Consider the following 12,920-nt stretch of genomic DNA (forward strand, 5'->3'; position numbering starts at 1 on the left):
CATATAGCACCGCTCTAGGCTCAGAGCGTCGCGCCGTTTCAGGGGCGGATGAGAACAGGTCTGAGCATGGCGGGACGGGCAGTCGGACATTCGGGCTGGGGTCAGCGACTTGCGATCCTGATCCCCTATCTCTGGCTTCTCGCCTTCTTCCTCGCGCCCTTCCTGATCGTCCTCAAGATTTCGATCAGCACGAACGCGATCGCACTGCCGCCCTACGTTCCAGTGTGGGACTCGGTCGGGGCTGCGCTCGATCACCTTTCGACGCCGAACCTTGGAAACTACAGCTTCCTGTTCGACGACCCTCTATATCTCAATTCCTACCTCAACTCGCTCAAGATCGCCGCGATCTCGACGCTCATTGCACTGCTGATCGGCTACCCGATGGCCTACGGCATCGCCCGGTCGTCGCGGAACTGGCGCGGCGCGCTGCTCACGCTGGTGATCCTGCCGTTCTGGACCTCGTTCCTGATCCGCGTCTACGCCTGGGTGGGGATCCTCAAGACCGAGGGGATCCTCAACGCGTTCCTGCTGTGGACCGGCGTGATCTCCGAGCCGCTGCAGATCCACTTCACGCCGACGGCGGTCTATATCGGCATCGTCTACAGCTACCTGCCCTTCATGATCCTCCCGCTCTACTCGACGCTCGAGAAGCTGGACGAGAGCCTGCTCGAGGCAGCCGCTGATCTCGGGGCGCGGCCTCTCACGACGTTCTGGCGGGTCACGCTGCCCCTGAGCATGCCGGGCATCGCGGCGGGATGCTTTCTCGTCTTCATTCCGGCGGTGGGCGAGTTCGTGATCCCGGAACTTCTGGGCGGCTCGTCGACCCAGATGATCGGCCGCACCCTGTGGAACGAGTTCTTCCAGAACCGCGACTGGCCGCTGGCCTCCTCCGTCGCCGTCCTGCTGCTGCTGGTGCTGGTGGTGCCGATCGTGATCTTCCAACGCTATGCGCGGCGCGAGGGGACGGGCTGATGCGCAGGGGACCCGGCCTTTTCCTCAAGATCGCGATGGTGCTGGGCTTCGCGTTCCTCTACGCCCCCATCCTCATCCTGATGCTCTACTCCTTCAACGCCTCGAAGCTGGTGACGGTCTGGGGCGGCTTCTCGACGCGCTGGTATGTCGAGCTCTGGTCGAACACGGCGCTGCTCGATGCGGCCTGGATCTCGGTCACCGTCGCGGCCACGGCCTCGACGCTCGCCACCGTGCTGGGAGTGATGGCCGGCTACTCGCTGGCCCGCGTGCCCCGCTTCCTTGGGCGGACGCTCTTCTCGGGCATGGTGCTGGCCCCGCTGGTGATGCCCGAGGTGATCACCGGGCTTTCGCTCCTGCTCGCCTTCATCTCGGTCTCGCTCGACCGGGGTTTTCTCACGATCGTCTTCGCTCATGCCACCTTCTCGATGTGCTACGTGGCAATCGTGATCCAGGCCCGGCTTTCGGGGTTCGACAGCTCGGTCGAGGAAGCGGCCGAGGATCTCGGGGCGAGACCTGCCACCGTTTTCCGCCGCATCACGCTGCCGCTGATCATGCCGGGCGTGATCTCGGGATGGCTGCTGAGCTTCACGCTCTCGCTCGACGACCTCGTGATCGCGAGCTTCACCTCGGGGCCGGGCTCGACGACGCTGCCGATGAAGATCTTCTCGTCCGTCCGTCTGGGCGTCACGCCCGAGATCAACGCGATCGCGACCATCCTGATCGGGCTCGTCGCCTTTGGCACGATCTTCTGGTCGCTGGCGCTGAAGCGGGCGGAGGCGAACCGGCTGAAGGCCGCGCAGTAGGGCTGCTCAGGCCACCAGGCGGGCCGCTTCCTCGAACACCAGCGCATGCCGCTCGGCCAGTCGCTCGGGATCGCTGTCGTAGCCGCCGCCGATCACCACGACCAGCGGAAGGCCCTGCGTGCGCACGCTTTCGAGAACCAGCCGCTCGCGCGCCCTGAGCCCCGCCAATGACACGGCAAGGCGACCCAGCCGGTCCCCCTCCCAGACATCGACGCCGGCATTGTAGAAGACGAGCGCGGGCGAGCAGGCCGCGATCGCCTGGTTCACCGCCGCCTCGAGCGCCACGAGGTAAGCGCCGTCGCCGGTTCGGTCCGGCAAACCGACATCGAGGTCGGAGGCCGCCTTGCGCACCGGATAATTCTTGGCGGCATGGATCGACAGGCAGAAGACGCCGGGATCGTTCGCAAAGATCCGCGCGGTGCCATCGCCCTGGTGAACGTCGGCGTCGATCACGAGGATCCGCCCGGGCAAGCCCTGGGCGCGCAGGTTTCGGATGGCGATGGCGACGTCGTTGAAGACGCAGAACCCCGCACCGCCATCGGGGCCGGCATGATGCGACCCCCCGGCCGAGTTGGCGGCGATGCCATGCTCGAGCGCAAGCCACGCTGCAAGCAGCGTCCCCGCCCCGGACAGCCGCGCGCGGCGCGCCACGGCGTCGTTGCCCGGCAGGCCGATGCGGCGCACCTCGGCCGCCGTGAGGCGCCCTTCGAACACGCGCGCGACATAGCCCGGCTCATGCGCCAGCGCCACCTGTGCCGCCGTCGCGGGCGCCGGCGCGATGTAGCGGCCAGGCGCCAGCAGCCCGCGTCGCGTCAGCGCGTCGCGCAGGTAGCCGTATTTCGACATCGGGAAACTGTGCCCCGGCCGGAGCGGCGCCTGATAGTCCGGATGATGGACAATGGGCAGCATGGCGGGGATCAGGGTCGCGCGGCCCGCCACGTGCGGGCCACGCGTTCCGGCGCTCAGCGGCGGGCGTCGCCCACCATCCGCCAAGCAGCGGGCAGAAGCAGCGCGGCCAGCGCGAGCTTCAGCGCGTCACCGGCGAGGAAGGGATAGAGGCCCCATTCGAGGATCGGCTTCTCCCATCCATAGAGCTGTCCAAGCCACAGGAGGCCCGGGACATAGATGGCGATGTTGCCAAGCAGCAGCGCCAGCGCCATGCGCCCGACGCTGCGATCCCAGCCGGCGCGCGCCAGCACGCCCAGAAGGCCCGCCGCCAGCGCAAAGCCGACAAGATAGCCGCCGGTGCTGCCCATCATGTAGGAGATGCCGTTCGCCTCGGCCGACGAGGAGGTGAAGACGTCGAAGCCGAGCGCACCGATCACGAGATAGGCAAGCACGGTCCCCACACCAAGCCGAAGGCCGTAAGCCGCGCCGATGGTCAGCACGACGAAGGTCTGCATCGTGATCGGAACCGGCCAGAACGGCACCTTGATCTTGGCCGCAACGGCAAGGGCCGCGACGCCGAATGCAACCAGAAGCACCTGCTTCACGCGCAATGCCGTGCCTTCATCGCCGGGCAGCGCCTCGGACAGAACCCGGTTGGAAAGGGGGGATGCCATCAAATATTCCTCCGTCTTCGCTTGCGGTCGGCACGGCCTTCCGCCCGGTCGATCTATGCACCGAGCGCACGTGTTTCGCAAGCGGCGGGCGCGCCGCGCCGCAGTGCGAGATGGTTCGCCTGAAAGCGCGTAGCGCGCGCGGTTGGCATCTGTCTCTTCCCGCGCATGCAGGCTTGCGGCTATTGTTGTGTGACATTTCAGAGAGCAACGGAGACACACACTTGACGGACGGGGGCAAGCGCAAGCGGACGAGACGTCCGGCGCGCACGAGATCGCGTGCCCGGCCGGCGCCCGGCCCCGTTCGGCAGGGCCGCATCGATCCCGGCCCGCGCAGCGGCGACAAGCAAGCCGGGCCCCGCGCGGAAGAAGACGGCGATCAGTCGTCCGGCGACGCGTCTCCTACCGTTTCGCCGGCTCGTGCGCCAGGCTGCGATCTCGTTCTCGATCTCGGCGCAGATGCAGTCGCACTGATGCGTCGCGAGCCGCTCGGCTGGCGCGAACTGGCCCGGGCGACGATCGGACCGGACGGCACGGTCAGCGGCGTATCGAGCCTCTTGCGCGCGGCGGGAGGAGGCCCCGGGAAGGCAAAACCGCGCGTCACGCTCTGGCTCCCGCCCGCACAGGTGCTAATTCGCCATATCGCCCTGCCCGAGGATCCGGCCGCCCGGCTTACCGAGGCCCGCCAGGACGCGGCGGAGGCGACCGGCCAGCGACCCGGGGATCTTGCGATCGACATCGCTCCCGCGGGGGCTGACGGCGTTTCGGTCGTCGTGTCCGCATTCGCGCAAAGCTGCCGCGAAGCTTGCGCCTATGCCGAGGGCTGGGGGTTCCACCCGATCGCGGTCTCGACGCATGTCGAAGCCGCGGCGTTCCCTCCCGAGGGGCCTCTGTTCCTGACGCGGCCCGAGAGCGACGTAGCAGCGGCCGGCAGGCAGGATCCCGAGGACGTCTCGACCGACATGCCGGACGATCCGGCCGAGGTGGCGGCCGTCGCGCACGAGCCAACCATCGCGAGGGCTGAACCCGAGCCCACGACCGATAAGGATGGCGCGCCTAAGGATGGCGCGCCCAAGGCAGCCCCAGCTTCTTCGCGTACGAACGCCGTGTCGGGTAAGGCGGAACAGCACGATAACGGGGCGTCGGGCGCGCGCCGGCGGTCGGGCGCGCTGGTTGTGCTGGCGCTCCTTTCCGGCGCGGTCATCTTCAGCGCGCCGTGGAAAACCGAGGCGCCGGAGCAGCTGGCTACTGCACCGCAGGCGCCGTCAAGCGCGCAGGACCGGCTCGAGCCGGTGAATGAGCCTCCATCGACATCCGCCGGGGCGGTCCCGCAGGTCGAGACGCCGGAGGACCGGGCATCAACGGAAGGCGAGCCGCGAGAGGTCGCGGCGATCGAGAGCGAGGCCGAACCGGCGATCTCGCCCGCAGAACCTGCGCCAGAGCTGCCGCAACCCGCGGAGGCGGCGTCCCCGGACGATCTGGCTTCCGTGGAAGTGGCGCGTGGATCCCCGCCTCACGCGCTGCCCTTGCCGTCACTGGCCGCACCGCCGCCGAGCACGGCGCCGTCATCACTGGGGGAGACACCTCTTCCGGCCGAGCCCCCCGCACTGGAGGTCTTCGCGGACCTCCGCACCGCGATCGAGGGCTTGCAGGAGGAAACCGTCGCCCCGCCCGACGACGCGCAAGACACGGAAGTCAAGAACGGCCGAGGCACGCTCTGGAAACAGGCGCCGGCAGCGCGGAATGGTGAATCGCCGTCGCTGGCGGCGCGCGCGCTTGCCACGACCGAGGGTTCGACGGACGCTCCCGGGCGCGAGACCGACGCGCCTGCGAGCGACGTGGCGCGTGCCGAGATCGAAGCGGGCCCGCAGGCCCCGGTCGAGAGCACGGCACCGCGCCGGAGACCGGGAACGGACGATGCGGCCGAGGACGAAGCCCCCGTATCCGAACAGTCGCCTGACGCGTCGGGGCCCGACAGCGAGGACGTGGCAAGCACGGATGACGACGACACGGTGTCGAGCCTTGCGCCGCCGACGTCGCTCCTTCCCCGCCTCCGGGGCCAGAAGTCCGATGCGGAGCAACCGGAGCCCGAGAGCGAGGCTGAGACCGCGGCGCAGGATGGCACCGGGTCCGTGCCTGAGGCAGCCGCGCCGGAGGCCGAGCCGGCAGCCGCAGAAGATGCTGATCCCCCGACGGAGCGGGCGGCGGCGGCAGCGCCACCTCCTCAGGAGCGCCCGGACAACCTTGGCGCCCCCATTCGGCCATCGCCGCAAACGGGCGGCGCCGTGTCGACGGTACCCGCCCTGCCCCCGATCGGCCGCTCGGCGCCGAAGAAGGTGCAGCGCGCCGCGGTCGAGCAGGGCATCCCGCTCGACCGGATGGCGCTAATCGGGGTCCTCAATCTCGAAACCGGGCGGCAGGCGCTCTTGCGCCTGCCCAACGGCCGCTACGAGCGCCTGAAGATCGGTGACACGGTCGAGGGGTGGCAGGTGAGCACGATCGGCGCGGACACGATGCGCCTCTCGCGCAACGGCGAGGAACGCACCCTGATCCTCGTCAATCGCTGAGGACCCGGCGAGCCCCACGGCGCAAGGCGGCGGGCAGCACGTCTTCGCTTGGCCACCAGCCGGTTTCGAGGCATCGATCGTAACCCTGAGTGAGGCCCGCGGCGTGCATCGCTGCCTGTGCGCCAGGCCAGTCGTAATCGAAACGGATGATCCTGGGCGCGCCTGCCTCGATCACGGCGTAGGAGACCCGGGCATCCCCGTCATTTGGCGGCATTCCCAGCGCGCCCGTGTTGAGCCAGAGCCGGCCGTCGATCTCGCGTGTGAAAGGAAGCCCGCAGTGGCCCGCCAGGACGGCGTCCACCCGTCCCGCCGCGCGCTCGAGCAGCGCGATCTCGTCGCGAAGCATGGCATCCGGGTCGACCGGCCAGAGATAGCGGTTCACGGCGCTCGCGCCGCCATGGAGCACGCCCCACCGGCGGCCATGCGCGCGGAATACGGCAAGGCGCGGAAGACCGCGCATCCAGGCGCGCGCCGCGTCGTCGACCTCGGACGCTGCATGGGAGAACCACGCGCCCGACGCAAGGTCGCACGCCGTGCCAGGGACAAAGCCGCAACCGCAATCATCGCCTCCTGCCCCCAGGCTCTCCTCGCAGTTGCCGGCAATCGAGTGCATCCCGGCTCCGCGCAGGAGCGCGAGGGTCCGCATCGGCTCGGCGCAGTAGGCGCAATGATCCCCGGTCGACACCATCGGCAAGCCGGCGAGGCCGCGCAGCGCCAGATCCGCCAGCATCCCCGAGACGGCATGAGCGTTCGACACGGCTCCGCCAAAGGCCACGACATCGCCCGGGAAGGCCCCGAAGTCGACAACAGCGTCCATCACCCACCTTGTTCCTTCCCAGCGGCACGCCCATAACTGTTCGCAGAACACGTCTGTAGTGCAAGGACCGCCCTGATGGACCCCGCAATCCTCTGGACGAGCGGCATCATTCTGGTGCTGCTCGGCCTTTCGGCCTTCTTCTCGGGCAGCGAGACCGCGCTGACCGCAACAAATCGCGCGACCATGCATGCGCTGGCGGCGCAGGGAACGCGCGGTGCAGACACCGCGCTGCGGCTGACCGAGGACAACGAACGGCTCATCGGCTCGATCCTGCTTGGCAACAACCTGGTGAACATCCTCGCCGCCTCGTTGGCGACGTCGATCTTCACGGCGCTGTTCGGCGAGGCCGGCGTGGCCTGGGCAACGCTGGTGATGACCTTCCTCGTGCTCGTCTTTGCCGAGGTTCTGCCGAAGACCTACGCCATCAGCGGCCCCGAGCGCGCGGCGGTCAAGGTCGCACCGATCATCGCGGTCTTCGTCCGGGTCTTTGCGCCGGTGGTCGGATTCATTCGGCTACTGGTGCGTGGCGCGCTCGCCGTGATGGGTGTCAAGACCGATCCCGACGCACATTTCCTTGCGCCATACGAGGTGATCCGCGGCACCATTGCGCTGCATGCGAGCGAGGGCGGCGTGGACAAGGCCGAGCGCGACCGGCTTCTCGCAGCCCTCGACCTGCGCGACCGCGAGGTCGCCGAAGTCATGCGCCACCGCCGCGACATCTCGTCGATTTCGGCCGACTGCTCGGCCGAAGAAATCGTCGAGTTTTGCCTCGGCTCGTCGCATACGCGAATTCCCCTCTGGCGGAGCGAACCCGAGAACATCGTCGGCGTCCTGCATGCCAAGGACCTGCTGCGGGCGCTGAACCGTCAGATCCGCGCCAAGGGGACCATGGCCGACGCGCTCGCGACGCTGGACGTCATGGCGGTGGCGATGAAGCCGTGGTTCGTGCCGGATACCCGCCCGCTCGACGACCAGCTGCGCGCCTTCCTCAAGCGCAAGTCGCATTTCGCCCTGGTGGTCGATGAATATGGCGTGCTGCAGGGCCTGATCACGCTCGAGGACATTCTCGAGGAAATCGTTGGCGATATTGCCGACGAGCACGACATCGAGCGCGAGGGCATCAGCCGCAATCCGGATGGCTCGTTCATTGTCCAGGGCTCGATGACGATCCGCGACCTCAACCGCGCCTGCGAGTGGTCCTTGCCCGACGACGAGGCCACCACGATCGCGGGCCTGCTGATCCACGAGGCGCAGACAATCCCGACCGAGGGACAGGTCTTCGCCTTCCATGGCATGCGCTTCGAGGTGCTCGAGCGCCATCGCAACCAGATCACCCGGCTCAAGCTGAGGGCACTGAAAGCGGGCGCACGCGACAGCGACGAGGGCGCCTCGGGCGCGCCACACGCGTAACGGCAGCGTCGACGCCCCAAGTGAACGAAGACGCCTCGGCCAAAAACCGGAACGTCCTTGTCATCCTTGCCGATCTCGGCACCTATGTCCCGCAGACGGATCCGAAACAGCCCTGCGCCAGGCGAGGCGCAGGGCACACAACAGGGGGACACGATGCGCGCCATCATCTATCGCCGGTTCGGCCCGGCGGACGAGGTTCTCGAACTCGTGGACCTGCCGACGCCCGAGCCTGCCGCCGGCGAAGTGCTTGTCGCGCTCCGTGCCTCGGGCGTGAACCCGTCTGACGTGAAGCTTCGTGCCGGTGCGCGGCCCGGTGCAACGATGGACTGGGAGTTCATCGTGCCGCATTCCGACGGTGCCGGCGAGATCGTCGCCGTTGGGGACGGCGTCTCTGCAAGCCGGGTGGGCGAGCGGGTCTGGATCTGGAACGGCCAGTGGCGACGCCAGATGGGCACCGGTGCCGAGATGGTCGCGCTTCCCGCGGATCAGGTCGTTCGCTTGCCCGATGGAACCGGCTTCCTCGAAGGGGCCTGTCTCGGCATCCCGGCCATGACGGCCTGGGCCACGGTGCTTGGTGACGGACCGGTCGAGGGAAAGACGGTCCTGGTTACAGGGGGAGCCGGCACCGTCGGGCGCTATGCGATCCAGATCGCGCGTCTTGCCGGCGCGCGGGTGATCACGACTGTCTCGGGGCCCGAGAAGGCTGCCCATGCCGGACCGGCGGATCACGTGATCAACTATCGCGAGGAAGACGTGGCCGCGCGCGTCCTGGACCTGACCGGTGGCCGCGGCGCGGACCGGATTGTCGAGGTCGACTTCGGTGCCAATCTCGATGCAACCGTCCGGATGATTGCTGAGGGCGGCACTATTGCGACCTACGCCTCGGCCGGGAGGATGACACCCGAGCTCCCATTCTACCCGCTGATGTTCCGAAACGTGCGGGTATGGATGGCGCTGATCTACCTCCTCGACCCGGAGACCCGTCGCCGCGGCGAGGCCGATCTGTCCCGGTGGATGGAGCGAGGCGACCTCGACCATGCGGTCGCCGAGGTTCACGCCTTGAGTGAGACTGCTGCCGCCCATCGGGCGGTCGAGGCGGGCGGAAAGCTGGGCTCGGTGGTCATTGAACTCTGAAGCACGAACCGCACGCCATCCGGCGCGCGGTTCGCAGTGCCGTCAGCTGTAGTGGCGCTCCATCACGGCGCGTGCGATGTCGGCCCGGTGAAGGCCACGCTGCGCAAGGCTCGCGTCGGTCATCGAGTTCAAGCGCTCGAAATCCTGCGTGGCAGCCTGCGCGCGCCGCACGGCTTCGAAGAACTTGGCGATCGACTTGAAGGGGCTGGCAAGAGCCGACAGGCTCAGGCCATGGCTGGAGGTCATGCTGCTCGCGGTCATCGCTCTCTCCTGCAGGTGCGAAATTATTGCTGCATCCGCTAATTGGTATACCAGAGCGATCCGCGCAAGCGATACGATCGCATGGCGGCCTTGCGGGAATTGCAACCTACTGGGAATAAATGCCTAACTATCGATCAGCACGGGCCGCGCAAATTGGCATCATGGCACAATCCTGCGCGGCGCACGGCGAACTCGAAAGAAAATTGTGCGACGCACCAAACACCGAGTTGCCTCGCCCGCGACAACGGGGTCACGGCATCGGAATCGGCCCCGCGTCCTTGGGCACGGCGTAGCCGCGGGCCACGGCAGGTCGCTCCGCGATCCGGCGATACCAGTCGCGGACACTTGGGAACTCGCCGAGATCGATCCCCTGCCACTCGAAGCGCGAAATCCAGGGCCAGGCAGCGATGTCGGCAATGGAGTAGTCGTCGGCGATGAAGTCCCGCCCCGAGAGCCGGCGATCCAGAACCCCGTAGAGCCGGCGTGTCTCGGCGCCGTACCGCTCTTCGGCATAGGGCGCCTTGCCCGGGTTGAACTTGAGGAAATGATGCGCCTGGCCGGCCATCGGCCCCAACCCGCCCATCTGCCACATCAGCCACTCGATCGCGCGCCAGCGCTGAGCGCCCTCGCCGATGAAGCGGCCATGCTTCTCGGCAAGATAAAGGAGGATGGCGCCGGACTCCATCAGCGTCTGTCCGGTTTCGTGATCAAAGAGCGCCGGGATCCTGTTGTTCGGGCTGATCATCAGGAACGAAGGCTGGAACTGCTCGTCCTTGGTGATGTCAATCGGCTTGACGTTGTAGGGAACGCCCAGTTCCTCGAGCATGATTGAGACCTTCCGACCGTTCGGCGTGGTCCAGGTGTAGAGGTCGATCATGATTCCCCCCGAAACGCGTTACTCAGACGTGCTGTCCACCATTGATCTCGATCTCGACACCCGTGACGTATGAGGACTCGGGCGTGCAAAGGTAATAAATCGTCCGGGCGACCTCTTCGGGCTTGCCAAGGCGGCGGAGCGGCAGTGTCTCGGCCAGCTTCGCCGTGCCGGGGCTCAGGATCGCCGTCTCGATCTCGCCCGGCGCAATCGCGTTCACGCGGATCCCGTGGGGGCCGTAGTCATGCGCCATCTCGCGCGTCAGCGCGGCCAGCGCCGCCTTCGACGTCGCGTAGGCCGCCCCCGCAAAGGGATGCACGCGGCTGCCCGCGATCGAGGTCACGTTGACGATGGCACCCTGAGCGGCCTTGAGCTCATCGAACAGACCGCGCGCCAGTACGACTGACGCAAAGAAGTTGACGTGAAAGACGTGGCCCCAGGTCCGCAGGTCGGTCGTGATCGTGTCGAGGCGCTCGCCTTCGGGTCCCTTGGGCGAGATGCCGGCATTGTTCACCAAGGCGTGAAGCTTGCCATCCGTGAGCCTGCTCTTGATCTCGGCCACGGCATCGATGGTCGAGTTCGGATCGCTGAGATCGACCTCGATGTGATCGTCCTCGCCCGCCGACCAAGGACACTCCTCGGGAAAGGGGTGCCTCGAGCAGGTGATCACCCGCCAGCCGGCCGACGAGAAGCGCTTTACCGTTGCATGCCCGATGCCGCGGCTCGCGCCGGTCAGGAGCAGCGTCTTGCGTTCGCGGTTGTCAGGCATTGCATCTCACGTCAGCGCTGCTGAATCGGACCAGCCGATACCGGGGCCATCTGATCCGGGAACCGCAGCAGGATCAAGCCCGCGATCCCCGCATTGCGGCCGCGTTCAGGCGAGGTGGAACGGCACGGCCCTGACGCCTCTCAGGGATTGAGACGCTGCACCGTCCACGCCGTGGCATCGGTCCGCATGCGTGTCCAGCGGAACCGGTCATGCAGCCGGAAATCACCGTTCGCCCAGAACTCGATCTCGAGCGGCCGGATGCGATAGCCGTTCCAGTGTGGCGGCCGCGGTGGCTTGACCGGGTGTCGGGCGGCAATCTTGGCGACCTCGGCCATCAGCGCACGGCGGCTTGCCAGCGGCCGTGACTGCCGGCTTGCCCAGGCGCCGATGCGGCTCTGGTATGCGCGCGAGTTGTAATAGGCGTCAGCCTGCTGCGGGCTCACCGCCTCGACCGGGCCGCGCAGGCGGATCTGGCGGCGAAGCGATTTCCAGTGCAGCACCATCGCCGCCTGCGGGTTCGCCTTGAGCTCGGATCCCTTCGCGCTCTCGGTGTTCGTGTAGAAGACGAAGCCGCCGCGGGTCTGGTTCGGCTCGATCTCCTTGAGAAGGACCATGCGCACGTTCGGAAGGCCGCGCGCATCCGCGGTGGCGAGCGCAACCGCGTTCGCGTCCTCGGGCTCCGAGGCCTCGGCTTCGGTCAGCCAGGCCTGCGCCAGCGCATAGGGATCCTCGCCCGCGAAAATCCCGGACAGCCTGCCACCCGTAGAAAGCTCAACCATCGCAACTCTCCGCACGCTTCTCCCGGCCCGCATTCCTAGCGCGCCGCCGGGCCACGCGGAACCCCCGGACGCTCGGTCCGACTTGCCCACCCGTTGTTTTTGCCCTAAGCCCGCGGCACGGTGGGCCGGGCTGAGACGAGAGAGAGATCATGTCGGGACTGATGGCAGGCAAGCGCGGACTCATCATGGGCGTCGCGAACGACAAGTCGATCGCCTGGGGGATCGCCAAGGTCTGCCGCGACCAGGGCGCGGATCTCGCCTTCACCTATCAGGGTGACGCGCTCAAGAAGCGCGTCGAGCCGCTCGCCGAATCGGTGGGTTCCGAGATCGTGCTGCCCTGCGATGTCACCGACGCGGCGTCGATGGATGCCGTCTTCGACGAACTTCGGGCGCGTTGGGGCAAGCTCGACTTCCTGCTTCACGCGATCGCTTATGCCGACAAGTCCGAGCTCAAGGGCCGCTATGTCGACACGAGCCCCGAGAACTTCGAGATGTCGATGAACATCTCCTGCTATTCCTTCACCGCCCTCGCCCAGCGCGCCGAGAAGATGATGCCCGACGGCGGCTCGCTCCTCACGCTCACCTATTACGGCGCCGAGCGCGTGATGCCCCACTACAACGTCATGGGCGTCGCGAAGGCCGCTCTCGAGGCATCGGTGCGCTACATGGCGGCGGACCTCGGCAAGCAGGGCGTCCGGGTCAACGCGCTCTCGGCGGGTCCTATCAAGACGCTCGCCGCGTCGGGCATCGGCGACTTCCGCTATATCCTGAAGTGGAACGAGTTGAACGCGCCCCTGCGCCGCAACGTCAGCCAGGAGGATGTGGGCAAGGCCGGCTTCTACCTGCTGTCGGACCTTTCGTCCGGTGTGACTGGCGAATGCCACCACGTCGACTGCGGCTATCACGTCGTGGGCATGAAGGCCGAGGACGCCCCTGACATCGGCCTCGACCGAGGCTGATCCTCACGCCCGGGCG

Annotated in this window: 13 protein-coding genes; 6 read left to right on the forward strand and 7 right to left on the reverse strand. The window is 67.4% G+C overall.

Annotated elements, in window-relative coordinates; all coding sequences use genetic code 11:
- Window positions 1-66: 66 nt before the first annotated feature.
- Together H0I76_RS05645 and H0I76_RS05650 are read left to right on the forward strand one after the other, a co-directional pair.
- The gene (locus H0I76_RS05645; protein ID WP_200608138.1) at window positions 67-972 is read left to right on the forward strand and encodes an ABC transporter permease subunit; all 906 of its coding nucleotides are present in this window, start codon (window positions 67-69) and stop codon (window positions 970-972) included.
- A complete protein-coding gene (locus tag H0I76_RS05650; protein ID WP_200608141.1) occupies window positions 972-1,775 on the forward strand; it encodes an ABC transporter permease in 804 nt (267 codons plus the stop codon). The genes H0I76_RS05645 and H0I76_RS05650 overlap by 1 nt, the downstream gene beginning before the upstream one ends.
- A 6-nt stretch (window positions 1,776-1,781) precedes the next feature.
- Here H0I76_RS05650 and H0I76_RS05655 read toward each other — a convergent pair whose 3' ends face one another.
- Complete coding sequence (locus tag H0I76_RS05655; RefSeq protein ID WP_234455148.1) at window positions 1,782-2,684, reverse strand: histone deacetylase family protein; 903 nt, start codon at window positions 2,682-2,684, stop codon at window positions 1,782-1,784.
- Between the two features lie 53 nt (window positions 2,685-2,737).
- Window positions 2,738-3,337 carry a biotin transporter BioY gene (locus tag H0I76_RS05660; protein ID WP_200608146.1) on the reverse strand — a complete coding sequence of 200 codons (600 nt, stop codon included), beginning with the start codon at window positions 3,335-3,337 and terminating at the stop codon, window positions 2,738-2,740.
- A 110-nt stretch (window positions 3,338-3,447) separates the two neighbouring features.
- Between H0I76_RS05660 and H0I76_RS05665 the strand changes: the two genes are divergently transcribed.
- A complete protein-coding gene (locus H0I76_RS05665; RefSeq protein WP_200608148.1) occupies window positions 3,448-5,901 on the forward strand; it encodes a hypothetical protein in 2,454 nt (817 codons plus the stop codon).
- Here the strand turns inward: H0I76_RS05665 and H0I76_RS05670 are convergent.
- Window positions 5,891-6,718, reverse strand: coding sequence for a metallophosphoesterase family protein (locus tag H0I76_RS05670; RefSeq protein WP_200608150.1), 828 nt, complete (start codon window positions 6,716-6,718; stop codon window positions 5,891-5,893). The genes H0I76_RS05665 and H0I76_RS05670 overlap by 11 nt on opposite strands.
- A gap of 75 nt (window positions 6,719-6,793) precedes the next feature.
- Between H0I76_RS05670 and H0I76_RS05675 the strand changes: the two genes are divergently transcribed.
- Window positions 6,794-8,128, forward strand: a complete 1,335-nt coding sequence (locus H0I76_RS05675; RefSeq protein ID WP_200608152.1) for an HlyC/CorC family transporter — start codon at window positions 6,794-6,796, stop codon at window positions 8,126-8,128.
- 153 nt (window positions 8,129-8,281) lie between these two features.
- On the forward strand, window positions 8,282-9,262 hold the full coding sequence (locus H0I76_RS05680) for an NADPH:quinone reductase (protein WP_200608154.1): 981 nt from the start codon (window positions 8,282-8,284) through the stop codon (window positions 9,260-9,262).
- A gap of 42 nt (window positions 9,263-9,304) precedes the next feature.
- Here H0I76_RS05680 and H0I76_RS05685 read toward each other — a convergent pair whose 3' ends face one another.
- From H0I76_RS05685 to pdxH, 4 genes are all read right to left on the reverse strand, one after another.
- Window positions 9,305-9,523: a hypothetical protein gene (locus tag H0I76_RS05685; RefSeq protein ID WP_200608156.1), complete on the reverse strand. Its 219-nt coding sequence runs from the start codon at window positions 9,521-9,523 to the stop codon at window positions 9,305-9,307.
- A gap of 250 nt (window positions 9,524-9,773) precedes the next feature.
- Window positions 9,774-10,400: a glutathione S-transferase family protein gene (locus tag H0I76_RS05690; RefSeq protein WP_200608158.1), complete on the reverse strand. Its 627-nt coding sequence runs from the start codon at window positions 10,398-10,400 to the stop codon at window positions 9,774-9,776.
- 22 nt (window positions 10,401-10,422) lie between these two features.
- Complete coding sequence (locus H0I76_RS05695; protein WP_200608160.1) at window positions 10,423-11,166, reverse strand: SDR family NAD(P)-dependent oxidoreductase; 744 nt, start codon at window positions 11,164-11,166, stop codon at window positions 10,423-10,425.
- A 140-nt stretch (window positions 11,167-11,306) separates the two neighbouring features.
- Window positions 11,307-11,945, reverse strand: coding sequence for a pyridoxamine 5'-phosphate oxidase (pdxH, locus tag H0I76_RS05700; protein ID WP_200608163.1), 639 nt, complete (start codon window positions 11,943-11,945; stop codon window positions 11,307-11,309).
- Window positions 11,946-12,091: 146 nt separating this feature from the next.
- Between pdxH and fabI the strand changes: the two genes are divergently transcribed.
- Window positions 12,092-12,904 carry an enoyl-ACP reductase FabI gene (gene fabI / locus H0I76_RS05705; protein ID WP_325166414.1) on the forward strand — a complete coding sequence of 271 codons (813 nt, stop codon included), beginning with the start codon at window positions 12,092-12,094 and terminating at the stop codon, window positions 12,902-12,904.
- Window positions 12,905-12,920 lie beyond the last annotated feature (16 nt).

The sequence above is a fragment of the Thermohalobaculum xanthum genome, from assembly GCF_016623495.1.
GTDB lineage: Bacteria > Pseudomonadota > Alphaproteobacteria > Rhodobacterales > Rhodobacteraceae > Thermohalobaculum > Thermohalobaculum xanthum.